The organism is Streptomyces sp. NPDC002076 (assembly GCF_053593835.1).
Window position 1 is genome coordinate 405,265 of the sequence record NZ_JBSFDI010000002.1, and the last position, 23,364, is coordinate 428,628.

The window sequence follows — 23,364 nt, forward strand, 5'->3', positions numbered from 1 at the left end:
CGGCGGGACCCTCAACGGAATATCCGTTGAGGGTCCCGTCAGGCGTTCGGGTCGAAGGGGATGCCCGAGGGCATGGAGTGCGCCAGGGCGTACTGGAAGTCGCCGTCCTTGATCTTGATGGTGGCTTCGCCGAAGTCGGCGCTCATCAGCTTGTCCCGGAAGCCGGCCGGGTAGCCGTTCCAGCCCACCAGACGGGGGTAGAACCAACCGCCGGTCACGTTCTCGGGAGGCTCGTCGTTGCTGTTGGCGAAGCGGAAGTCGTGGGTGGACAGGCCGTCCTTGTGGTACACGATCTTCGGGTGGGTGCCGTCGAAGCGGACCGAGGAGCGGGCGGCCACCTGGTAGCTGGTGTGCTGGGACACGGAGACGTACTGGATCTCGTTGTTGTTGATCCACACCACGACGTGCTCCCAGTCGTGCGTGTGCCCGATGGCCGCCGGCCCCAGGGTCGCCTGGTCCTTCTCGAAGTAGCTGGCGTACATGACGGCACACCAGCCGTTGTTGCACTTCTCGCGCGAGTAGGTGTTGGCATTGGCGAGCTGGGCGTAGTCGTGGCAGTGGCCGTTGACGTCGCCGCCGAGTTTCAGACCGGGGTTGATCGTGCCGTCGGCGCCGATGGCGGCCGTGGCGTAGCAGCCGTCGCCGTCGTAGTCGTAGGCGGGCGAGAAGGTCTGCTCCAGGCCGTCGGCGTTCTGCGGTAGCAACTGAAGGACGCTCGCGTCGGCGCGGCCTGGGAGGGACACCAGGAGGGTCAGCGCGGTGAGGGCGACGGCCGGGGCGTACCGCCGAAGTCGCCGCGAACAGTTGGTGCCGGCCGCCTTGGAGCCCGTGTCGGTCGCCGTGAAGGCGGCCGTGGAAGGGGACTTGGCCATGAGTGGGGGGTGGCCTTTCACGTGGGGAGCGGGAGGCTGAGTGCGTGTGACGATGCGCCGCTGAGCCGTGAACCTAAAGGTGTGGACCACTTTCGTCAAGTGGTGAAGTAAGCGGTAAAGCAAGCAAGTTGGTGACGAACGATGTACATGGAGGTGCTCGCTCGCTCGGTCGTGTCACATCCGGGCGGGCTCGTTCGTCAGATGTGTGGAGCCAAATGCGGCGACGGAGGAGAAGTCGTATGTCAACCGATGAGACCACTCGCAACAAGGCGACGGCCGCGCGTCTGCATGACGCTGGGCACACCAGGGATCTGGAGATGATCTCGAAGGTGATCGATGAGGTCGCGGCGCCGGACCTTGTGTTCCATGCGCCGGTGCCGATGGGCATGACGGGAGCGCAGGCACTCAAGCAGGTGTGGGCCGTGCTCCTTCGCGCGTTTCCCGACATTCACGTCACGGTCGAAAATGTGATCGCCGAGGGTGACAAGGTCGTCTCCAGGAACACGGTGACCGGAACCCACCGGGGCGAGTACCAGGGGATGCCGCCGACCGGCAGGTCCGTCACCTACGGCGAGATCTTCATCCTCCGCTTCGAGGACGGTCGCATCGCCGAAATCTGGGGCGTGGTCGATGTCCTCTCCCAGCTGCGCCAACTGGGCGCCGTCTCGTAAACGCTCCGCTTCCGGGCCACGGCGGCCGCGCCGTCGATCTCGACGCGCACGCCGTCGCGCACGAGTTGCGTGACGACCGTCGTCCGGGCCGGAAACTGCGGGTAGTCCGTGAAGAACTCGCGGTACACCCGGTTGAAGGTCGCGAAGTCGCCCCCGACCCTGAGGTAACAGGTGCACTTGACGATCAGATCCTTCCTGCTCCCAGCGGCGACGACGACCGCGACGAGGTTGTGCAGAACCTGCCGGGCCTGTTCGGAGACGTCGTCCGGTATCGCGTGCGTCTCCGGGTCGAGCGGTCTTGACCGGACGTGAACTCCAAGTCGCCGACCCTGATGGCCTGGGACAAGGGTGGCTCGGTGCCGTCGGGGAAGCGGACGAAGGGGGCCTTGTCGGTGCGGATGCGTTCGATCATGCCGGGACTGTGAGGGGCCCGGCCTTCCTCGCGGGAGCGGAAATCCTTTTGCCCGCGTTCACCGCGCACTGCGAACGCCGTCAGCGTGGTCCGGCGACGCCGATGCGGAGGTGATGACGGAGGTCGTGCGCCGCATGCAGGCACTGCTGCAGCGGATCGGGCCTGTCGTCGGTTCGCTGCGGAATACCGGAATCCTGCCCACCTCGTAGCCGCCATTACGTGCCTTTTCGAGAAGCGAATTATGCGGAGCGCGGGATGACTTTACGCAGCCAAATGGCGTAAGACAGCGACGTTGGCACGCGCACATTGAGTGATCGATCCTAAGGTTTGCTTCGCGGGTTGATCGGCACGACCATTGTTGCCGCAGGCTTCGCCCTAGGGTAGGCCCATGGGTTCGGAAGAAGGGAATTCACTTCCCTTGCACAGCATTCGACTGACGCGGAGGTGCTGAGGCACTCATGAAGCGGAAAATCAGAGTGAGACTGGGGATTCTGACTCTCCTCGTAGTCAGCGCTGCACCGCTCCCATTGGCGGCGGTTGCGTTTGCCGCGCCTAGCGAGCCAAGGACGCATTGTCCCAGTGGAGGGAATCCTGCCCCTGGAGCAACGATCAACGGTGGACTCGAAGTCGATGGGGCCTGCTTCCTCAACAACGTGACCGTCAACGGGCCCATCGTCGTCGACAGCAACGGAGGCCTGCAGTTCGTCGACAGCAATGCGCACGGCGGCATCACCGTGATGCCCGGTGGAGAGCTGGACATCAACCACAACCTTCACGGCAACGTTCCTCTTGGTACTTCCGGAATGGTCAACGGCGGGATCGTGTTGAACAGCCCGAGTGACTTCGACATCTATTCGACCACGGTCAACGGCGGAGTCCGGGAAAGCGGACCTGCAAGCCATGGTTCTCTGCCAACGGTATGCGGATCCCATATCAACGGCGGCCTGACCATCAGTAATGTTCCCTCGCCTGGCGTATGGGTCGGGGATCCCGAGGACCGCCCACCGGGCTCAGCCGTGACGTGCCAGGGGAACGTGATTCAGGGCGGCGTCGGCTTCAGTCAGGTGAACGGCGGCGGCATCGAGGGCAACACGATCATTGGGGGTGTCACTCTCGACGCAAGCAGGTTGGAGTTCAACGGGAACACGATCATCGGACAGAGCGTCTGCTCCGGCGGTACTGTCATTGTGCCTGGGGAGCCGCCAGACCCGGCGAGCAACACCTGCCGAGTTTCTTGAACCCCGGCTCGCCTCGGCGAGCCAGTGGCATCCACCATACCGACGAGGACCGCAGACACTGATCCGCATCGACCCGGGCGGGAGGCGCCTACGCGTTCGTCAACTGGCTTTCCGCCCACGGCCGGTGGCTGTCGTACTCGGCCGGCACGACCCTCACCGAGGCCGCCCACCAGGCTGTCCCGAAGGTCCCGGCCTCGGCCTGAACGCCGGCCGTGCCAAGCTGAAGCCCACTGCCCGGCACAAGAATTGGCCCCCGAGAACGCACGGCGCTTCGCCTGCAGGTGGGCAATCTTGATCAGAAAGTGGGCAACCTGGACGCGAAAGTGGATTCCCTCGCCAGTAAGGTCCGCGGCCTCACCGAGAAGATCGATCGAAACCAGGCGCAGATCGTTGAGGTGCTGACCCAGCTGATCGGACGGAACGCCAGCTGATCTCCCTTTAAGGCTGCGGCCCGCGAACACTTCGAGTGTTCGCGGGCCGCAGCCTTATGTGTGCAGGTCAAACGGTTGGGGCGCGAGGGATGCCGTTCCCCTCTGCTGCTACTGGTTGGTGTGGAGGCGGTGCTGGCGGGCGGTGACGAGCGTGCGCCATCGGGCACGGGTGGCCTGTTCGCCATCCAGCCACCGCGGCCCCGTGTGGTCGGCGGGGAGGGGAAGGGCAGCCATGAAGCAGGCGATATCGATGTAGTAGGCGTAGTCCCCGTTCTGGGTCTGTTCGCGCAGCCGGGCGAGGGTGGCGGCGAGTGCGTCGTGGTCGTCGAGGACGGCTTGGTGGAATGCCGCGGCGAGTTCGAGGGTGGGGGTCATGGAGGTGAGGCCGGCGATGTCGAGCTCGGTGCGCAGGGTGTGGATGCGGTCGTCGAGCGAGGCATCGCCGGCGTCGCGGATCAGGGCGGCGATGGCGGCGTTGATCGTGGTGGCGCGCAGGTCGAGGTTGGCGAGGAGCTGGTGGGCGAGGTCGATTTCGCCGTCGGCCTGGTGGGGGTCGTAGAAGGCGACGGCGAGTGCGCGCAGGGCTTGGTTGTGTGCGGCTTCGCCGGCTTTGGCGTGCTGTTCGGCTTCCGTGCGTCCGGCGAGGTAGGCGGCGGCCGCGCGTTCCGGTTCTCCCTGTAGCCACCACAGGTCGCCCAGGACGCGCTGGTGGCGTCCTTCCCATCCCAGGGTCTGTGCGGCGGCGTGTGCGGTGGGGAAGTCGCCGGCGAGCCGGGCGGCCTGGGCGAGGCCGCGTCGGGCGGCGGCGGCCAGGCGGCCGTTGCCGTCGGCGACCTGCTGGTAGCCGTGGCGTGATTCCTGGCTGTGCCCGGTGTCGCGGTAGGCCTTGGCCCGGTAGTACAGGGCCATCTCCTCGAGTTCGGCGGGCAGGAGGCGGGTGTCGAGGACGGCGGTCAGCCGGTCCACGGTGCGGGTGCGGTGTTCGTGCTGGCGGCGGGTTAGGGCGCTGAGGAGTTCGACCAAAGCGTCAGCCGCCGTGTCCAGGCCGGTGCGATCGCCGGTGTCGGGCGGGGCGATCGGCTCCCAGACGGAGTCGCCGATGTATGCCCAGGCCGCGTCGGTGAGCCAGCCAAGCTCCAGGCGGTGGGTGCCGGCCAGGCGCAGGCCTTGGCGCAGGCAGCCGACCAGGAGAAGCCGGTCGCGGTCGGATCCGTCTCGCCACTGCTGGCCGAGGGCGGTGAAGGCGCGTTCGGCGGCGCGCTGCCAGTCGGCGCGGCTCCAGCGGTCGTCGCTGTGGTCGTCGGCGCCGCGGATGGTGGAGCGGATCAGGGCGTGCAGGTGGTACGGCCAGAGCCCGAAGGGGTTCTCGCGGACGAAGGGGCGTTCGATCAGCCGCATCGCTGGCGCCTCGTGCGCGAGGCCTGCGGCGCGGGTGGCCAGGGGGAGGTCGAAGGCGTCCAGGAGGCTGACCGAACGCAGGACGTGGCGCTCATCGGGAGTCAGGTCGGCCAGGGTCCTGGAGATCAGGGCCGGGAAGTCTTGGTCGAAGTCATCGCGGGTGGGGGTGCGGCCGGTGCGGCGGATCTCCAGAAAGCGCATCACCGACAGGTCGAGGTAGAGCGGCAGGCCGTGGCTGCGGCTGGTGATCACAGCGCGCAGGTCGTCGGGGATGAGGGGCTGTCCGTCGCGGGAGAGCCGACGGGCGAGGTAGTCGTCGCAGTCCTCCGGGGCGAAGTCGCCGACCAGGACCTGCCGGCCGCCGCTGGTGGTGGGCAGCGGCGTGCGGGTGTAGGGGGTGTCGGCGGCGGCCAGGCCGGGCCAGGCCTCGGGGCCGGTGAAGTCGAGCTGCCCCTGGAGGCCTTCGTCGGCCCACTGCAGCCGGCCGCGCCCGGTGATCACCCACAGCGCGTTGGGCATCAGCCATACCACGCGTTGGATCAGCCGTTCCTGGTCGCGGCGGGTCCGGTCGCCGACGTCCTCGAAGGTGTCGAGCAGGACGACGGGGGTGACGCGCATACGGTCGGGGAGGCGGGCGATCTCCCACGCGAGCAGGTGCGGATAGTAGGAGAGGGCGTCCAGATCGGGCTCGGCTTCCAGCAGGTCGGCCAGCCGCGCGCACCCGGCGAGCGCGCGTACGGTCTGGCGGCGTTCACGCAAGGCGCGCACCAGTGCGCCGGTGACCTGGCCGACGACCGATCCGACCATGCCGGGCAGCGCGAGCGTCTGGGCGGCCTCGCTGAGCGCGGATTGCATCTGTTCGGGCAGCGCCTGCCCGAACCGGGCGGCCAGCCCGCCGCGGCGCAGGTACTCCTCGATCGGCTCTCCGGGATGGTTCACCTCCCAGTACCGGCGCAGGGCCAGGTCGAAGGCGGGCAGCGGGCGCCCGACGCGGCCGGCGAGGGCGAGCCGGATCGTGAGCACCAGCTGCTCGAAGTCGGTGCCGGCTGAGCGGGCGAGGTCGATCCGGACGGGCAGGATCCGCCCGTCCGGCCAGCCGGGCTCACCCCACTGGGGCGGGCGCTGTCCGGCATCGGCGAGTGCTGCCTCGAGCTGGCGGGACAGGGTGGTCTTGCCGATCCCGCCGACGCCGTGCAGGACGATCACGTTGTTCCGGGGCGCCTCGAGGTCTTCAACGTCGAAGCCAGGTGAGGAGATCCGCTGCAGGTGCTCGGTAAGCGCATCGGCCACCAGGTCCCACTGCGCCTGCCGGTTGGTGAACGCCTCCTCCGCCGTTACGGTGCGGTCGTTCGTACTGAACAGGGCCCTCAGATCACGGCCGCCGGTCACGTCCACCCCCGATAGATGATCACTCTGAGCTCAACCTATGCCCGCCCTGCGGGATTTGGGGAGTCGCTCCCGGGGGCGTGGCCCGGTTGGGTGGCGGTTTCAGGCCTGTCCACGGCCCGGGAACGCCGGGATGGCACCGAGCCGGGGGAGTGGGCCGGGAGGACAATGGCCCCTCGTTCAAGATCAGAATGCGAAGGGGGTGTCATGGCCGGCACACCAGATGAGCCCGACTTCTCCGGCCTGGACGGCGGCGAAGAGCAGGACGCGGCAGACATCGTCCGCGATGTGGTGACCTGGTACAGCACGCAGATCGCGTCCGAGCGCAGGGCGCCGGTGCCCGACGAGGAGCGGATCGAGGAGCTGAAGGCCGCCCGTCAGGCCGCGCTCGCCGACCAGGCGCAGCTGGCGACCGCGGACCCGGAGGAGGCCGAGCGGGTCGCCACCGTCTATGCGGCCCGGCTCAAGGAGCTCAAGGAGTCGTAGGCCGAGGGCAGGCGCCGTACCGGCAGAGGCCAGACGGATGGGTGCGGCCGGTTGATGCGGGCCGGCTGCACCCGTGCGGGCATCAGCGGTCGCGCGAGGGCGGCGATCTCATCCAGCTCCTGGCGGTGCTGGGGAAGCGCCCGGCGCAGCGCCTGGTGGAGGCGGAGGAATGCGGCGGCCTCCTGCTCGGTGTAGGGACGCAGCCGTTCCGCGGCGAGCGCCCAGGCCGCCCGCCGGCCCCCGCTCTCCTGTCGGAGCAGGGCTTCGCCGTCACGCCGGATCACGGTCACGGCCGTGATCGCCGGATGCCGCTGCGCGGCGTCGACGACGTCGGCCAGGGCGCGGAAGCACACGTCGTGTCCCGCTCGTGAAGTGAAGCGCGGGTAGCCGCCCCTCTGCAGGGAGCGGGCGTACCGCAGCGCCGTGGACAGCAGACTGTCCGCCTCCCGCACGGCCAGGATTACCAGCTCGACCGTGTAGCCGTCGGCCGCGAACGGCAGCGCGCTGGCGAGGAACTCCTGCACGCTGCCCGGCGCGCCCTCGATCAGCGCGTCGCCGCGGTGCCGGCGCACATACGCTTCGGCCTCGGCGAACCAGGCACGGTAGTCGGCCCGGATCGCGGCCCCGGCATTACGGGGGTCCTCCTCCAGCAGGCGCAGATAGTCCGGGTGCGACGCCTTGAAGTCATCGCCGACCAACTGCGTCGTCCCCGGCCGCATGGCCCGCTTCACCATCCTGGCGGCCAGCAGCTTCCCCGCCCCCGGCTGGCCCAGCACATAGACCGCCCGCGGATCGTCCCGGCTGACGATGCCGCTCAGGTAGGAGGGCGCGATGAGCTCGTCGAAGATCCAGCGGTGTTCCTCGGCCGAAAGCCGGTGGTAGTCCACGCCCGGCGCCCGCCGTCGCGGTTGAACGATGCGGCGTACGGGCTCGGCGAGCGCGGCGGCACGTTCGACGTCGCGCTGGACGGCCAGGCGCCGGTCCTCGCAGTGCACATCGCGGTGCAGCCGCTGATCGGTCCGGGCCAACTCCCGGCGGAAGACGGCCGTCTCCTGGGCGGTCCAGGGCCGGGACCGCTCGTACACCACCGCCTTCTCGGCCGCCGGCCGGCGGCGCCACACCCCGTCGACGAGGTCGTTGTCGTAGAGCACGGTGCCGTCGCGCCGCACCACCGTGATGCGGTCGGCCAGTTGCTCGGCCTCGATGATGGCCAAGGTCTGGAGCATCTGCTTCGCGCAGGTGTCGTGGTTCTCCCACGAGACATACCGGCCGCCACCGGAGAGCGCCTCGGAAAGAAAGCGGTCCAGCACCCCGAGCTGGCTCAGGGCCTCCGCTGTGGCCACCGCCACCACGCGGAACTCCTCGGGATCAGCGAGGGCGGACTCGACCACCGCGTCCAACCCGTGCGCTCGAACGTGATCCTCGAGCGCGGCCTGCCAGCGGCGCGTGTCCGGGCGCACCTTCACGCCGGCGGTGCGAACGTCGTCAGCCAGGAGCTCGGCATACCGGGAGTGCGCCGACTTGTAGAGGTCGCTGCAGATCCGTACCGCGCCGCCCCGCCGGTCCAGCGCCGCCTGAACGAGGTCGGCGATCTGAGTCTTCCCCGCGCCGGGCTGCCCGGCGACGACAACGACGACGGGGTGGCACTGAGATACGGCGCCCCTCGTGAACGCCGGAATGATCACCTGCTCCAGCGTCTGGAGACTCTCCGCCTCGGGCAACGGACCCAGAACGCTGCGGACACCATGTGCGCGCATCACCGTGATCACCTCCCGCGGGCTTACGCCGAACCGAAGAGGACCCACTCTCCGAACGACGTTGCCCCGTGGTCAGAGGCTGGTCAGCAGGTCGTCGAGTGGGGCGGGCACGCGGTCGGGAGCGAGGGCCTCGACGAGGACGCGGCCGTAGTGGATCTTGCGCTTCTTCTTCGTGCTGAGAAAGCGCCGCAACTGCTGGTGCGAGGTGCGGCCCCGCTGTGCGGGCTGGCGCAGGAAAGTCTGCAGGGCACGCAGCTCGCCCTCCGCTCGGACCAGTTCCTCCACCCGTGTCACGCCCAGCGCGCGGATAAGCTCGTCCTCCAGATCCGCCGCACAGACGAAGAAACCGTGCTGTGCTGAGCCGGCCCCCGGCAGAGCGCGCGCGAAGTAGGCGCGCTCCGCCTCGTCGCACAGTCCCGTGAGGCGCAGGCCCAGGCCGGGTGGCCCGAGGAGGCGGGCGAAGCGCCCGACACTCATCGCACCGCCGATCGGCAGGACGCAGACGCCCTCGGCCGCCAGGTTCCGGCCGCGACGCGCCGCGAGCGCGTCGACCGCCGCGACATCACTCGGCCCTTCCAGCAGGACGGCCGCACGGACGGGAAGCCGCGCGGCCAGCACGCGGGCCAAGTCGCCGGGGTCACCGGCAGCCCACGCGATGACCGCCTCCCGAAACGACCTCATGTCATCCATGAGGCGAGTGTCCGTGCTTTCCGGCCAACGCGGTAGGGAATTACCGCCGGTCCGTCGGCACGAACGAGGAGGAGGCCGGCACCAGTTGCGGCCCGAGTGGGCCGCGCCGCATCAGCACGGGGCGGCAAGAGCCTCCAGCATGGTCCGTGCCGTGACGGTCGCGTCGTAGTCCTCGCGCACGCCCGGAACCAGGATGATGTCGCCCTCGATGTGCCGGGAGCGCAGGGGTGCGATGGCCCGATACTCCTCGGAGTCCCACCAGGCGCGTGCGTGGGAGATCGACGGAAAGCCGATCACGACGACGTGCCCGGGCCATGCGCCCTCCTTCACCTCGTGCTGATCGCCGTGTACGAGGAACCGGCCGCCGTACGGTTCGAAGGTGGCGGTGACGCGCGCGATGTACTCGGCGATCTCCGGGTGCGGAGCGGCTTCCCGCAGGTGAGCGATCGCGTAGGCGGTCATGGTGTCCCTCCGGTCGGTCGGCTGCTGTGCTGTTCACGATCCTGCCGCCGGTGGCCGCCGCGGTCGATGACCTGCCAGGTAATCAAGGAACCGAGCTGATCGGGGCCTGGCCGCGGGGCCTGGCCGCGGGGTCAGGATCCAGCCACCGTCGGCGTCTGCGGCCGACGTGCTGACGTGGTGTTTTACAGTGTCTGCCATCAGTTCCGCCGATATCACCTGTGAGGAATTCGCGAACATGCCGACTGAAACGCTCGAGTTTCAGGTAGAGGCCCGTCAGCTGCTGCAGCTGATGATCCACTCGGTCTACTCCAACAAGGACGTCTTCCTGCGAGAGCTCGTCTCCAACGCCTCCGACGCGCTGGACAAGCTGCGTCTGGAGAAGTTGCGGGACGACTCGCTGGACGCCGACGTGTCCGACCTGCACATCGAGATCGACATCGACCGCGACGCCCGCACCCTCACCGTGCGGGACAACGGCATCGGAATGTCGTACGACGAGGTCGGGCGGCTCATCGGCACCATCGCCAACTCCGGCACCGCACAGTTCCTGCAGGAGTTGCGGGAGGCCAAGGACGCGGCCGGGGCGGAGGGGCTGATCGGCCAGTTCGGCGTCGGGTTCTACTCCGGCTTCATGGTGGCGGACGAGGTCACCCTGGTCACCCGGCGCGCCGGCGAGAGCCAGGGCACCCGCTGGACCTCGCGCGGCGAGGACACGTACACACTGGAGCCGGCCGACGACGCCCCGCAGGGCACCTCGGTCACCCTCCACCTCAAGCCCGCCGACCCGGAGAACCAGCTCCACGACTACACCTCCCCATGGAAGATCCGGGAGATCGTCAAGCGCTACTCGGACTTCATCACCTGGCCCATCCGGATGGTCCCGGACCAGGGCGAGGGCGATGAAGGGGCGCCCGAGCCCGAGACGCTCAACTCGATGAAGGCACTGTGGGCACGGTCGCGTGACGAGGTGTCCGACGACGAGTACCACGAGCTGTACAAGCACATCGGGCACGACTGGCGCGACCCGCTGGAGACGATCCGGCTCCAGGCCGAGGGCACCTTCGAGTTCCAGGCCCTGCTGTTCCTCCCCGCGCACGCTCCCCACGACCTGTTCACGCGGGACTTCCGGCGCGGTGTGCAGCTGTACGTCAAGCGTGTCTTCATCATGGACGACTGCGAGGCGCTGCTGCCGCCGTACCTCCGCTTCGTCAAGGGTGTCGTCGACGCGGCTGACCTCTCGCTCAACGTGTCCCGCGAGATCCTCCAGCAGGACCGGCACATCGAGATGATGCGGCGACGGCTGACCAAGAAGGTCCTGTCCACGGTCAAGGACATGATGGCCAAGGACCGTGACCGATACGCCACCTTCTGGCGCGAGTTCGGCACCGTCCTGAAGGAGGGACTGGTCACCGACCCGGAGAACCGTGACGCCATCCTCGCCCTCGCGTCGTTCGCGAGCACACACGACGACACCGAGCCGACCACGCTGAAGAGTTACGTGGAGCGGATGAAGGACGGCCAGGACGACATCTACTACCTGACCGGCGAGTCCCGGCAGAGCATCGAGAACTCCCCGCACATGGAGGCCTTCCGGGACCGGGGCATCGAGGTGCTGCTGCTCACCGACCCCGTCGACGAGGTGTGGGCCGACACCGTCGGCGAGTACGAGGGCAAGAAGCTGCGGTCCGTCGCCAAGGGGCAGATCGACCTCGACGCCAAGAACGACGAATCCTCCGAGGGCGAGCGGGAGAAGCAGACCGAGGACTACGCAGGCCTGCTCGGCTGGATGAAGGAGCAACTGGACGAGGACATCAAGGAGGTGCGTCTGTCCTCCCGTCTCACCGTCTCCCCGGCCTGTGTCGTCTCCGACGCGAACGACCTGACCCCGGCGCTGGAGAACATGTACCGCGCGATGGGCCAGGAGGTGCCCCGCGCCAAGCGGATCCTGGAGCTCAACCCCGGCCACCAGCTGGTGAAGGGCCTCAACCAGGCGTACAAGGAGCGCGAGGACCGCACGGGGCTCACCGAGACCGCGGAACTCCTGCACGGTCTGGCGGTACTCGCCGAGGGCGGCCAGCCCAAGGACCCCGCCCGCTTCGTCAAGCTGATGGCGGACCGCCTGGAACGCGCTCTGTGATCCGGCACCGGTTGAGGTCGGCGGCCTGTCCCGGAGGCGGGGCGGGCCGCCGGCTCGGCGGCGCCTGCTGAACCGTGGGGCCCCGGCCGCCGCCGTGGCGCTCACGGAACGCACTGTGCCTGCTCGGCGCCGTCGCAGACAGCACAGCCGCGCTCGCCGTGATGACGAGCGGCCACAGCAGGTACCAGCCCGTCATGACGAGGAGGGCGGCGACCGCGACGAGCGCGAGGAGCGCGCAGCGCGTACACGGTCACGAACGACCCGGTGGTCAGCAGCGCGCGCGGCTGAGGGCCCACGTCGGCGACCGCGGTGGCGGCCAGGGCGAGGCCCAAGAGCCCTGTCACGACCGCCAGGCTGCGGCGCGGCACCGCACCGACGCCGCCGCCCCGGTCGAGCCAGGCGGGCAGCGCGCCGTCGCGACCGAGTGCGGCGCCCAGTCTGGCCGCGCCGGCGAAGCAGGCGTTCATCGTGCCGAGGGTGAGCAGCACGGCGGCGGCCGCAGCCAGCACGTGGACCGTGCCGCCGATGCCGAGGGCGAGCAGTTCGGCCAGCGGGGCGTCGGAGGTGCCGGCGGCCGGGCCGAGCACCAGGACTCTGGTGGCGGCGACGGCGAGGTGCAGCACGCCCACGACGGCGACCATCACGGCGGTGGCGCGGGGCAGGTCGCGCGCCGGACGGCGGAAGCCGGCGGCGAGATGGGTGATGGCCTCCCAGCCAGCGAAGCTCCACACCAGCAGCGCCGCGGCCGCGCCGATCGCGGGCCGGCCGTGCGGCGCGAACGGATGCAGGTTCCGCAGGTGGGCATGCGGCAGCGCGGTCACCACCGCGGTCGGCAACAGCGCCACGAGCAGCACGGCGAGCGTGAGTTGCAGTCGGCCGGAGACGGTCATACCGAATCCGTTGGCCACGGCCACCAGGACGAGCGGCACGCCAGCGGTGAGCAGCACCGTGCGCCGGCCGCCGCCGAGGGCGGTCGCGACGTACGCCCCGGCGCACATGCCCGCCGCCGGGGCACCGGCGGGTACGGCGCAGGAGAAGCACCAGCCGACCACCGCGGCCGCCCGCGCGCCGAAGGCGACCCGCTGGACAAACACCAAGCCTCGCTTAGGCTGAACATCCAGAGATGGAAAATTGGTCCAATGGTCCTGGAGAGACTTCCCGTGGAACATGCGGAGGCGGACGAGCACCTCATCCGCGAGGCTGAGAAGATCGCCGTGGCGTTGGGGCGCATGTTCCCCGGTCTGTGCGAGGTGGTGCTGCACGACCTGCGGAATCCCGAGCACGCGATCCGGGCGATCGAGAACAACCTCTCCGGACGTCGGGTCGGGGACTCCACCACGGAGCTGGGCCTGGCCCGCATCGAGGACCCCGACTACCCCAGTGTCATCCAGAACTACCCCAATCAGTTCCCGGACGGCCGCCCCGCGAAGAGCACGTCCATCGGCATCAAGAACGCCGCGGGGGAGTACATCGCGGCTCTCTGCCTGAACCTGGACGTGTCCGTGCTGTCACCGGTGACCCTCGCCCTGTCCAACCTGGTGGCCACCGGCACCGAGCACCGCGAGCAGCCCCTGGAGGCTCTGCGCGACCGCACCGCCCGCGAGCTGCGTCGAGCGGTGGAGGAACACGCCGCGGAGCGCGCCGCGACGCCCCGCTCGCTGAGCCGGGACGACAAGAAGGCGCTCGTACGGCAATTGCAGCGGGACGGCTACTTCGACTCGCGCGACGCCGCACAGACCATCGCCGACCTGCTGGGTGTGTCCCGGGCGACCGTGTACAACTACGCCAAGTAGGGCCACGGGAACACCCGGAAGAGCACCGCCCCTTCGGACCCCGCACGAACCCTGGTCGAGCCGGACCCCCTTGGGAACGTGTTGCCGGCTGGTGAGCACAAGCCCCCGGAAATTGGATGTCACAGGCGCCGTCGGCTCCGCTAGCGTCGGCCCTGTGACTCCAGCAGATCTCGCGGCCGTCATCTCCGACGCCGTCCACACGGTCATCCAGTCCGGACGCATCTCGGCAGAGGTGCCCGAGGAGATCCGCGTGGAGCGCCCCCGGCACCGCGGCCACGGCGACTACTCGACCAACGTCGCCCTGCAACTCGCCAAGCCCGCGGGCCTGCCCGCCCGCGCCGTCGCCGAGGCACTGGCGCCGCTGGTGAGCGCGGCCGGGGGAGTCGCGAAGGCCGAGGTGGCGGGCCCCGGGTTTCTCAACATCACGCTGGAGACCGCGGCGATCGGCGCCCTGGCCCGGGACATCGTCCTGACCGGGGAAGCCTACGGCCGCACCGACCGGCTGGGCGGCCTGCGGCTCAACCTTGAGTTCGTCTCCGCCAACCCCACCGGCCCGGTGCACATCGGCGGAGCCCGTTGGGCGGTCGTGGGAGACGTCCTGGCCCGGCTGCTCGAGGCCGCGGGCGCGGACGTGTCGCGGGAGTACTACTTCAACGACGCCGGCGTACAGATCGACCGCTTCGTCCGCTCCCTGCTCGCCGCTGCCCAGGGGCTGCCGGTGCCCGACGACGGCTACAGCGGCGCGTACATCCAGGAGATCGCGGACGCCGTGCTGCAGCACCACCCCGGCGCCCTGGACCTGCCGGAGAGCGAGTCCTTCGCCGTGTTCCGGGCGGTGGGCACGGAGCTGATGTTCGACGAGATCAAGACGTCGCTCACCGCGTTCGGAACCCGCTTCGACACCTACTTCAACGAGAAGGACCTGCACGACCAGGGGGACCTGGACACCGCCGTCACCCGGCTGCGCGACGGCGGCCATGTCTACGAGTCCGACGGCGCGGTCTGGCTGCGCACCACGGACTTCGGCGACGACAAGGACCGGGTGCTGGTGAAGAACGACGGCTCATGGATGTACTTCACCGCGGACTGCGCGTACTACCTGAACAAGCGGTCCCGGGGCTTCGAACGGGTCGTCATCATGCTCGGCGCCGACCACGCCGGCTATGTCGGCCGGATGCGGGCCATGGCGGCCTGTTTCGGCGACGACCCGGACCGGCATCTGGAGATCCTGATCGGCCAACTGGTCAACCTCGTCAAGGACGGCAGACCGGTCCGGATGAGCAAGCGGGCGGGTACGGTCCTCACCCTCGACGACCTGACCGAGGCGGTCGGTGTCGATGCCGCGCGGTACGCGCTCGCGCGGGCCAGTGTGGACACGATGATCGACCTCGACATCGACCTGCTGACCCGGAAGTCGAACGACAACCCGGTCTACTACGTCCAGTACGCGCACACCCGGCCCTGCTCCGTGCTGCGCAAGGCGAAGGAAGCCGGGATCGACAAGGGCGCGCCGGAGGACTTCGACCCCGCCCGGCTCACCCACGGACGGGAGGTGGACCTGCTGGCCACGCTGGCCGAGTTCCCGCAGGTCGTCGCCACCGCGGCCACGCTGCGCGAGCCGCACCGGGTGGCGCACTACCTGGAGGCGCTGGCCGGCACGTACCACCGCTTCTACGACGCCTGCCGGGTCCCGCCGCGGGCCGGCGAGACCCCGGACGACCGCGCCCGGGCCCGGCTGTGGCTGACGGAGGCCTGCCAACGGGGGCTGCACAACGGCCTGCACCTGCTCGGCGTCTCGGCACCGGAACGGATGTGAGGCCGGTCGGCGGACGCTGGACGGCCGGTTGGCAGACGCTACGAGACCGGTCGGAAGATGTCGCCGATGACGTCGGACGGCGCCGTCGTCGCCTGTGCCTCCGCGAACCACTCCCGCCCGAGCAGCCATCCGAAGACAGGGGCCGGAACGCGGACCAGCACCCTCAGCACCGGAGCAAGCCGCCCCCTGCCCGACACCTGCGAACGATGAGCCGCGAGAGCCGCCTGCTTCCGCGCCGCGAACCGTCGGACATCCACGATGTGGGTGATGGCGGCGCGCGAGGTGTAGGCCGTGCGGACCGTGTCCGCGTCGAACCGCAACGGGATCCTCAGCACACGCACCAGCCTCACCAGGCGCGCCACCACATCGCGTGGGATCGTCGCCTCCAGCACCCGCGGCGCCCCGGCGAGTTCGGCGGCACGCCTGCCGACCTCGTGCACCTTGACGTGGTCGCGGTGGCCGTAGCCGCCCCGTGCGTCGTAGCTGAGGAGCAGGTTCACCCCTTCCTCGCGGAGGATGGCGGCCAGCCGCTCGGCCGCCTCCTCCGTGTCCGCCCGCACGAATCGTGTCCGGTCCGGCGGATCCGGATACAGCACCGGACCATGGCCGCTGTCCGCGTACCCCAGATGCGTCACCCGCTGCACGCCCAGCACGGCAGCACTCGCCCGTAGCTCGTCCAGCCGTGGTGCTCCGCCCTCCGGCACGGCGTCCATGAGCCCGTCCGCGGCGACCACGATCACGACACGATGCCCCTCGGCCACGGCCCGCGCGAGCGTGCCGCCGGTCAGAAACACCTCGTCGTCCGGGTGGGCGTGAAACGCGAGGATGGTTGCCATGGGCCAATCCTGTGGTCTCTAGAGGGGACATGAGCATTGACGCGATCAGCGAGCAGTATCAGGGATCACTGCCGTGACGCGTCCGTCCGGTTCCCGTCGGCCGTGCCGGACCCACTGTCTCCCGCGATGAGCTGTCGGTAGCCGTAGTCCATGGAAACCTGGTTCAGCAGATCGGCGTGGCGGCGGTGCCAGACACCGGGATCATCTCACCAGGCTGATCACCACCGAGGCGAGAGCCGAGGTGCCCTTCGAGATCGTTCTCACCGATAACCGCTGTGCTGTTGCGCTCCAGGACCGACACACTGCGGGCATGGAATTCATCTGTTACCACCGCGATCGGCGGGGCTCCCTCGCGCAGCGCATGGAGCTGCTCGAAGCGCACTGGTCCTACATGGACCGGTTCGACAAAGAGATGATCGCCCGCGGTCCGACCCTCACGGACGACGGCGAAGTACCCACCGGCAGCGTGCACATCGTCGACCTGCCCGATCCCGCCACCGCCCGCGCATTCGCCTTCGACGAGCCCGGCTACCAGGCCGGTGTGTACCGTGACGTGCTGCTGCGCCGATGGCGCAACGTGCTGGGGCGCACCATGTGGGACTTCCCCGGAGGGCGCACCGGCGGCCGCCGGTACTTCGTGCTCGGTCTCGGCCGGGGAGAGGCCGCCGACCTCACTCTGCCCCTGGAGCAGAACGAGCTGATCGCGTACGGGCCACTGCTGTCCGACGACGGCAACACCTGGCTCGGTACGGCAGCGTTGGTCCGGGCACCGGACCCGGACACGGCGCGCGCCGTGCTGACCGTGGACCGGTATGTCGACATCGAGGTCCACAACTGGCAGTTCGGCGGACGGCAGTCATGAGCCGCCGTTGAGGAGGTGAGCGCGTCTCAGGCGATCCAGTCCTGTCGTCCGGCACACCGGGGCCTGGGCGGCACCGTGGGCATCGGTGCCGTGTCGTACGCACTCACGGTGGGCCCGAACACCCAGTCACTGAGCCCCCGTCAGAAGCCGGAAGACTTTGCCCGAGCCCATGCGTTTCTTGGGCTGGACGCGGCATGACCGTCCGCTGGCGTACATGTTCCGCCTCTCGGATGTCGGTGCACGACGCGCACCCGCTCGACACAGTCCGAGGAGAAGCCATGTCCAGACGTCCGGCCCACCCCGCACGTACCGTCACGGCGGCCGCGGCCGCGCTGGCCGCGGTCGGCGCGCTCACCGCCGCGGCCGCGCCCGGCTCCGCGCTCGCCTCCGCACACCCGCACCCGGCCGCCCGGCATGTCCTGCTGCTGTCCGTCGACGGTCTGCACCAGTCCGACCTCGCCTGGTACATCGCCCGTCACCCCCACTCGGCACTCGCCCGGCTCACCGCCGGCGGTGTGCAGTACACCCACGCGGCGACCACCAACCCCTCCGACTCCTTCCCGGGCATGGTCGGCCAGCTCACGGGCGGCGACCCGGGCACCACGGGCGTCTACTACGACGACACCTACAGCTCCGCCCTCCTGCCGGCCGGTACGACCAACTGCGCCGGCGCCAAGCCCGGCGCCGAGGTCGACCTCACCGAGGACCTCGACAAGAACCAGGACTCCCTCGACGCCGGTCAGGGCCTCAGCGGCCTGCCCGGCAGCATCCTGCAGATGACCGGCGACCCCACCAGCCTCATCGACCCGGCGAAGCTGCCGGTCGACCCGAAGACGTGCAAACCGCTCTACCCGCACTCCTACCTGCGGGTGAACACCGTCTTCGACGTGGTCCGCTCGGCCGGCCTGCGCACCGCGTGGTCCGACAAGCACGCCGCCTACGACATCCTCAACGGCCCCTCCGGCAAGGGCATCCAGGACCTGTTCACGCCCGAGATCAACAGCAAGGCCATAGGCTACGCCGCGGGTGACTGGACGAAGGACAACGCCGCGACCGAGCAGTACGACGGGTACAAGGCGCAAGCCGTCCTCAACGAGATCGACGGCTACGACCACGGGCGTAACCACAAGGTCGGGGCCCCCGTGGTCTTCGGCATGAACTTCCAGTCCGTCTCGACCGCCCAGAAGCTGCCCACCTCCGACGGTCTGACGGGCGGTTACCGGACGAAGGGCGTGCCCGGCCCGCTGCTGGAGAAGAACCTCGACTTCGTGGACCAGCGGCTCGGCGCCTTCCTCACCGAGCTCCGCAAGCAGCACCTCGCCGACAGCACCACCGTCATCCTGTCCGCCAAGCACGGTCAGTCGCCCACCGACCCCAAGGCGCTGACCCGCATCGACGACGGCCCGCTGCTCGACGGCCTCAACGCCGCCTGGAAGACCGCGCACCCGGGCTCCGGCGACCTCGTCGCCCACGCGGTGGACGACGACGCCATGCTGCTCTGGCTCACCGACCGCTCCCAGGCCGCCGCCGACTTCGCCAAGGCCTACCTGCTCGCCCAGTCCGGCACGGGCAACGACATCGACGGCAAGGCCAAGCCGTTCACGGCGAGCGGTCTGCAGTCCCTCTACGCGGGTGCGGACGCGGCCCGGTACTTCCGCGCCCGGCCGGGCGACTCCCGCGTGCCCGACCTGGTCGGCGTCTCCCAGTACGGCGTCGTCTACACCGGCGGCAAGGGCAAGATCGCCGAGCACGGCGGCGCCCACGCCGACGATCTCGACGTCCCGCTCGTCGTCTCCGGCGCCGCCACCCCGCACGGCGTACACGTCGACGGACCGGTGCACACCACGCAGATCGCCCCGACGATCCTGCGACTGCTGGGCTTCGACCCGCGGGACCTGGACGCCGTCCGCGTCGAACACACCCGGGCCCTCCCCGTGCGCTGACCTCGCGTCCCCCACGCCACTCAGGCCTCTGCCCCGGACGGCGTACTGCTCTGTTACACACTTTCGGGTGGACGGCTTGGGTGGCGCTGGGGTGGCGGAGTCCGGGATTGGTTGCCTCGGGCTCATGTTTCCAAGCCGAGTGCGGCTGACATGCCGTCAACCTTGTGCATTCAGAACATGAATGGACATTGCAGGCGAGAGTCATGGATTCATGCAGGATGCGTAATGCCCTGCGCGCGTTTCCCTGACAATTCGGGGCGTAGGTAGCACGGTGTGCGTGTGCGGCCGACCGGTCGCCGACTCCCACCACGCATCCTCGTGAAGGGGGACCTCGTGTCCGCTTCTTCTTCCGCCCGCCGTATGACCGCAGCCGCTGCCGTGACCGCCGCGCTGGTGGGCACCGTGGCCATCCCGGCCACGGCTGCGGAGCACCAGTCGAGCCGTATGCACCACGCGATGGTGCACATCAGCGGCGTACAGCACGCTTGGCTGGGCCGGGACGACCGTTCCAACCGCTTGCTGAACAGGGAGTGGGTGGACATCACGAACGACTCCCGCCGGGCGATGAACCTGGACGACTGGACGCTGTCCGACCGGGACGGTTACACCTACACCTTCCGTCACGTGTGGCTGGAGGGCCGGGCCACCGTCCGCGTGCACACCGGGATCGGCCGGGACACCGGGACCGACCTCTACCAGGACCGCCGCACCCCGGTGTGGGACGTCAACGCCGACACCGCGGTCCTGCGCGACGATCGCGGCCGCCTCGTCGACGCCGTCTCCTGGGGCCGCCGCAGCCACCGCGCCGAGGACATGGACCGCCGCGACGAGGCCGGATGGCACGACGGCGGCTACCGCCACCACGACGGCGGCTACCGCCACCACGACGGCGGATACCGCCGCTGACCCGATGACCCGCGGCCCGCGCCGCGGGTGCACCACCGCCGGCACACCGGCACAGGCGCAGCCCCGGACGGCCTCCTCGCCGACCGGGGCTCTCCCCTGCCTGGCGCCGCCGGCACGCTGGTCATGGGCCGGGCCCGATCTCGGCGCCGACGCCGGACGCCCGGGGGCCGCCGGCATGCCCCTGGCCCGGGGCTCACACCCTGCTCCCGAGTCCTGTGCGGTGGGCGTAACCCCTGATGATCAGGCGCCGAGACACCTCGGTAATGAGCGGTTCGTACCGTCACGAAGGGTGAGATCAGGTCGAACACAGGAGAGGGAGGCGCCCGTGGCCCCGCCGGGCTCGCGGAGCGAGGGCACGACGAAGGTGCGGACGGTCTGCTCGTACTGCGGCGTCGGCTGCGGCATGGTCCTCGACATCGGCAGGGGACCGGACGGGCGGCGTACGGTCCTGAAGGCGACGGGCGAAAAGGAGCACCCGGCGAACTTCGGCCGGCTGTGCGCGAAGGGCGCGACCACCGCCGACATGCTCGCCGCCCCGGGCCGGCTCACCACCGCCCTCGTCCGTGCGGACCGCGGCGAGGAGCCGCAGCCCGCGCCCCTGACGGCCGCCGTTGCCGAGACCGCCCGGCGCCTGCGCGCGATCATCGACGAGCACGGCCCCGACGCGGTTGCGCTCTATGTCTCCGGGCAGTTGAGTACTCCATATCCTCCAGCCCCCTCACCGACCCCCACCTGGTGTCGCTGACCACCGTCGTCCGGTACGAGAACCTGGCCGGCCGGCCCCGCCAGGGCGTCGGCTCGCCCTTCCTCGCCGACGCCGAGCCCGGCGCCCCGGTGCCGGTCCGCGTCCAGCGGGCACCGCACTTCCGTCCGCCCAGCGACCCCGCCACACCGGCGATCATGGTGGGCCCCGGCACGGGCATCGCACCCTTCATCGGCTTCCTGGAGGAACGCCGGGCCCGCGGCCACCGCGCCCCGAACTGGCTGTTCTTCGGCGAACAGCACCGCGCGACGGACTTCTACTACGAGGACGAGTTGACCGCGTTCCTGGCGGAGGGCACGCTCACCCGACTGGACACCGCCTTCTCCCGCGACCAGCGCGCCAAGGTCTACGTCCAGGACCGGATGCGCGAGCACGGGCCCCTGCTGTGGTCCTGGCTCCACGACGGCGCGCACTTCTACGTCTGCGGCGACGCCTCCCGCATGGCCAGGGATGTCGACCAGGCCCTGCGCGAGATCGCCACCGTCCACGGCGGCCTGGACGACGCGGAGTCGGCGGCGTACGTCAAGCAGCTCGCCGCCGAGAAGCGGTATGTGCGGGACGTGTACTGACCGAGGCCGTACGAGCGCCGGTCCTGCTCGATCCCGGCATTTCACCCCGGCGTGCGGCACCCCGATGCTTGCCCCCGGGCCGCGGGGGACTAGCGTCTTCCCGTCATGGATCCGAGCCGGTTCTTCCATGTCGAGCCGAAGGAGGACGATCTGCATGGATGGTCACGCGATGACCGAACTGTCGGCGGGCCAGCTCCCCGAGCTGACCACGGGGCGTCTGCTGTCCACGTGGCACCTGGACGTCCCCGCGCTGCTGCTGGTCATCGCCCTCGGCGCGCTCTACGGCTGGGGCGTCGCACGGCTGCGCAAGCGCGGCACGCCCTGGCCGCCCGCCCGGGTGATCGCGTTCGCGCTGCTCGGCCTGGGCGCGCTGGTGGTGGCCACGATGTCCGCCCTTGCCGTCTACGACCACGTGCTGTTCTGGCCGGCCGCCGTGCAGAACATTCTCCTCGACCTCGTCGCACCCCTCGGCCTGGCCCTCGGCGATCCGCTGCGGCTCGCCGTCGAGGCGCTGCCGGAGGGTGGCGCCGCGCGAGTGCGCCGGGCCATGACCGGCCGCCTGGTGCGGGTGCTGACGTTCCCGCTGGTCAGCACCGCCCTGGTGCTCGGCACCGAGCTGACGGTGTACTTCACGCCGTACTTCGAGACCGCCCTGCGCGTGGGCTGGCTGCACGAGCTGATGTACCTGCACCTGCTCGCGGTCGGCAGCCTGTTCGTCGTACCGGTGCTGACCCACGAAGAGGCGCTGCCCGCCTGGTGCACCCACCCGGTGCGAGCGGCGCTGGTGTTCCTGGACGGCATCGTCGACGCGGTGCCGGGAGTCGTGGTGATGACGCACAGCACGCTGATCGCGGGCGCATGGTACCTGCACCACGCGCCGAGCTGGTCCCCGGACGTCCAGCACGACCAGCAGACCGGCGGCGGCGCGATGCTCAGCATCGCCGAGCTGGTCGCGTTGCCCTTCCTGCTGGCGCTGCTGTTCCAGTGGGCGCGGGCGGAGCGGGTCCAGACCGCCGCCCTCGACCGCCGCCTCGACGCTGAACTGGCGCCCGTCCCGGCACCCTCCCCGGACCACGGTCAGACAGCCGCCCCCGAACGGGTACGCCCCTGGTGGGAGACCGAGCAGAACGAGGTGGCCCGGGAGAAGTGAGCCCGCCATGATCGCGTGTGCACGGTTCGGCCGCCGCCGAACGGTCGGCGCCCTACCGTCACCCGCATGGACACCGCACCGCACCCGGCCGGGAACAACGCCGGCCACCTGACCATCACCCCGAGCATCCTCTACTTCGGCACCCCGTCGTGCTGCTGACCACCGAGAACCCGGACGGCACCGTCAACCTGGCACCGATCTCGTCGGCCTGGGCGCTCGGGCAGGTGGTGGTGCTCGGGATCGGCAGGCAGGGCCAGACCGGTGCAAACCTGGCGGCCCGGCCGGAGCTGGTGATCAGCCTGCCCGAACCCCGGCACTGGGCGGCCGTCGAGCACCTGGGCGAGCTCACCGGCCGGCCCGCGGCGGCCGGGCACGGACTCCGTCGCGCCCGCTACGAGCCGGACAAGTTCACGGCGGCCGGTTTGCACGCCCAGGCCTCGCACACGGTCCGCCCGCCGCGGGTGGCCGAGTGCCCGATCCAGCTGGAGGCCCGCGCCGCCCGGGTGGGCACCGACGCCGCCGGCGACTTCCTGATCGTCGAGGCCCGGGTGCTGAAGGTGCACGCCGACCCGCGCCTGGTGGTGCCCGGAACCCAGCACCTCGAGCCCGCGGCCTGGAGCCCGCTGATCTACAACTTCCGGCGCTACTTCGGACTCGGCCCAGAGCTCGGGCACAGCGGTGTGTCCGAGACGCCGAGCAGGAGCGCCGTAGCCGACGTTCGCTGGTCGCCTCGCCCCGGAGCGCGGCGCGGCGCGGTCCGCGGGAGGCCGGAATTCGTCCGAAGGA

At 70.0% G+C, this 23,364-nt stretch carries 20 protein-coding genes and 3 pseudogenes; 15 read left to right on the forward strand and 8 right to left on the reverse strand.

Features of this window, described 5'->3' with window-relative positions:
• Positions 1-38: 38 nt before the first annotated feature.
• Positions 39-872 carry an NPP1 family protein gene (locus tag ACWCQS_RS06100; protein WP_451003330.1) on the reverse strand — a complete coding sequence of 278 codons (834 nt, stop codon included), beginning with the start codon at positions 870-872 and terminating at the stop codon, positions 39-41.
• Between the two features lie 239 nt (positions 873-1,111).
• Here ACWCQS_RS06100 and ACWCQS_RS06105 point away from each other — a divergent pair, with 239 nt between their 5' ends.
• The gene (locus ACWCQS_RS06105) at positions 1,112-1,543 is read left to right on the forward strand and encodes an ester cyclase (protein WP_451003331.1); all 432 of its coding nucleotides are present in this window, start codon (positions 1,112-1,114) and stop codon (positions 1,541-1,543) included.
• On the opposite strand, the gene ACWCQS_RS06110 is transcribed toward ACWCQS_RS06105, so the two are convergent.
• Complete coding sequence (locus ACWCQS_RS06110; RefSeq protein WP_451003516.1) at positions 1,438-1,815, reverse strand: RidA family protein; 378 nt, start codon at positions 1,813-1,815, stop codon at positions 1,438-1,440. The genes ACWCQS_RS06105 and ACWCQS_RS06110 overlap by 106 nt on opposite strands.
• A gap of 793 nt (positions 1,816-2,608) precedes the next feature.
• Here ACWCQS_RS06110 and ACWCQS_RS06115 point away from each other — a divergent pair.
• The 3 genes and pseudogenes from ACWCQS_RS06115 to ACWCQS_RS06125 all read left to right on the forward strand — a co-directional run bounded on the left by ACWCQS_RS06115 (position 2,609) and on the right by ACWCQS_RS06125 (position 3,624).
• Complete coding sequence (locus ACWCQS_RS06115) at positions 2,609-3,193, forward strand: hypothetical protein (RefSeq protein WP_451003332.1); 585 nt, start codon at positions 2,609-2,611, stop codon at positions 3,191-3,193.
• 31 nt (positions 3,194-3,224) lie between these two features.
• Positions 3,225-3,393, forward strand: a pseudogene (locus ACWCQS_RS06120) (IS1380 family transposase); the annotation flags it as partial.
• Positions 3,394-3,495: 102 nt separating this feature from the next.
• Positions 3,496-3,624, forward strand: coding sequence for a hypothetical protein (locus ACWCQS_RS06125; protein WP_451003333.1), 129 nt, complete (start codon positions 3,496-3,498; stop codon positions 3,622-3,624).
• Positions 3,625-3,732: 108 nt separating this feature from the next.
• On the opposite strand, the gene ACWCQS_RS06130 is transcribed toward ACWCQS_RS06125, so the two are convergent.
• Positions 3,733-6,411, reverse strand: a complete 2,679-nt coding sequence (locus tag ACWCQS_RS06130) for an ATP/GTP-binding protein (RefSeq protein ID WP_451003517.1) — start codon at positions 6,409-6,411, stop codon at positions 3,733-3,735.
• A gap of 204 nt (positions 6,412-6,615) precedes the next feature.
• On the opposite strand from ACWCQS_RS06130, the gene ACWCQS_RS06135 reads away from it, so the two are divergent.
• Positions 6,616-6,894: a hypothetical protein gene (locus tag ACWCQS_RS06135; protein ID WP_451003334.1), complete on the forward strand. Its 279-nt coding sequence runs from the start codon at positions 6,616-6,618 to the stop codon at positions 6,892-6,894.
• Here the strand turns inward: ACWCQS_RS06135 and ACWCQS_RS06140 are convergent.
• The 3 genes from ACWCQS_RS06140 to ACWCQS_RS06150 all read right to left on the reverse strand — a co-directional run bounded on the left by ACWCQS_RS06140 (position 6,858) and on the right by ACWCQS_RS06150 (position 9,803).
• Positions 6,858-8,651, reverse strand: a complete 1,794-nt coding sequence (locus ACWCQS_RS06140; protein ID WP_451003335.1) for a zeta toxin family protein — start codon at positions 8,649-8,651, stop codon at positions 6,858-6,860. The genes ACWCQS_RS06135 and ACWCQS_RS06140 overlap by 37 nt on opposite strands.
• A 72-nt stretch (positions 8,652-8,723) precedes the next feature.
• On the reverse strand, positions 8,724-9,341 hold the full coding sequence (locus ACWCQS_RS06145) for a TOPRIM nucleotidyl transferase/hydrolase domain-containing protein (RefSeq protein ID WP_451003336.1): 618 nt from the start codon (positions 9,339-9,341) through the stop codon (positions 8,724-8,726).
• Positions 9,342-9,452: 111 nt separating this feature from the next.
• The gene (locus ACWCQS_RS06150) at positions 9,453-9,803 is read right to left on the reverse strand and encodes a DUF1330 domain-containing protein (protein ID WP_451003337.1); all 351 of its coding nucleotides are present in this window, start codon (positions 9,801-9,803) and stop codon (positions 9,453-9,455) included.
• Positions 9,804-10,038: 235 nt separating this feature from the next.
• Here ACWCQS_RS06150 and htpG point away from each other — a divergent pair, with 235 nt between their 5' ends.
• Positions 10,039-11,940, forward strand: a complete 1,902-nt coding sequence (htpG, locus tag ACWCQS_RS06155) for a molecular chaperone HtpG (RefSeq protein WP_451003338.1) — start codon at positions 10,039-10,041, stop codon at positions 11,938-11,940.
• Positions 11,941-12,041: 101 nt separating this feature from the next.
• On the opposite strand, the gene ACWCQS_RS06160 is transcribed toward htpG, so the two are convergent.
• Positions 12,042-13,034: an APC family permease gene (locus ACWCQS_RS06160; RefSeq protein WP_451003518.1), complete on the reverse strand. Its 993-nt coding sequence runs from the start codon at positions 13,032-13,034 to the stop codon at positions 12,042-12,044.
• Between the two features lie 45 nt (positions 13,035-13,079).
• Between ACWCQS_RS06160 and ACWCQS_RS06165 the strand changes: the two genes are divergently transcribed.
• Together ACWCQS_RS06165 and argS are read left to right on the forward strand one after the other, a co-directional pair.
• Positions 13,080-13,733 (forward strand): helix-turn-helix transcriptional regulator, encoded by a 654-nt coding sequence (locus ACWCQS_RS06165; RefSeq protein WP_451003339.1) that lies wholly within the window; start codon positions 13,080-13,082, stop codon positions 13,731-13,733.
• A 154-nt stretch (positions 13,734-13,887) separates the two neighbouring features.
• Positions 13,888-15,549, forward strand: coding sequence for an arginine--tRNA ligase (gene argS / locus ACWCQS_RS06170; protein ID WP_451003340.1), 1,662 nt, complete (start codon positions 13,888-13,890; stop codon positions 15,547-15,549).
• Positions 15,550-15,587: 38 nt separating this feature from the next.
• Here argS and ACWCQS_RS06175 read toward each other — a convergent pair whose 3' ends face one another.
• A complete protein-coding gene (locus ACWCQS_RS06175) occupies positions 15,588-16,385 on the reverse strand; it encodes a PIG-L deacetylase family protein (protein ID WP_451003341.1) in 798 nt (265 codons plus the stop codon).
• A 310-nt stretch (positions 16,386-16,695) separates the two neighbouring features.
• Between ACWCQS_RS06175 and ACWCQS_RS06180 the strand changes: the two genes are divergently transcribed.
• The 7 genes and pseudogenes from ACWCQS_RS06180 to ACWCQS_RS06210 all read left to right on the forward strand — a co-directional run.
• Positions 16,696-17,247, forward strand: coding sequence for a YciI family protein (locus tag ACWCQS_RS06180; protein ID WP_451003342.1), 552 nt, complete (start codon positions 16,696-16,698; stop codon positions 17,245-17,247).
• Between the two features lie 278 nt (positions 17,248-17,525).
• Positions 17,526-19,190, forward strand: coding sequence for an alkaline phosphatase family protein (locus ACWCQS_RS06185; protein WP_451003343.1), 1,665 nt, complete (start codon positions 17,526-17,528; stop codon positions 19,188-19,190).
• Positions 19,191-19,550: 360 nt separating this feature from the next.
• Positions 19,551-20,096, forward strand: coding sequence for a lamin tail domain-containing protein (locus ACWCQS_RS06190; RefSeq protein ID WP_451003519.1), 546 nt, complete (start codon positions 19,551-19,553; stop codon positions 20,094-20,096).
• Between the two features lie 175 nt (positions 20,097-20,271).
• On the forward strand, positions 20,272-20,841 hold the full coding sequence (locus tag ACWCQS_RS06195; RefSeq protein ID WP_451003344.1) for a hypothetical protein: 570 nt from the start codon (positions 20,272-20,274) through the stop codon (positions 20,839-20,841).
• A pseudogene (locus ACWCQS_RS06200) lies at positions 20,793-21,428 on the forward strand (reductase); the annotation flags it as partial. The gene ACWCQS_RS06195 and the pseudogene ACWCQS_RS06200, both read left to right, overlap by 49 nt.
• A 154-nt stretch (positions 21,429-21,582) precedes the next feature.
• Positions 21,583-22,578 (forward strand): cytochrome c oxidase assembly protein, encoded by a 996-nt coding sequence (locus tag ACWCQS_RS06205; RefSeq protein ID WP_451003345.1) that lies wholly within the window; start codon positions 21,583-21,585, stop codon positions 22,576-22,578.
• A gap of 66 nt (positions 22,579-22,644) precedes the next feature.
• Positions 22,645-23,273 (forward strand): annotated as a pseudogene (locus tag ACWCQS_RS06210) (flavin reductase family protein); the annotation flags it as partial.
• Positions 23,274-23,364: the final 91 nt, after the last annotated feature.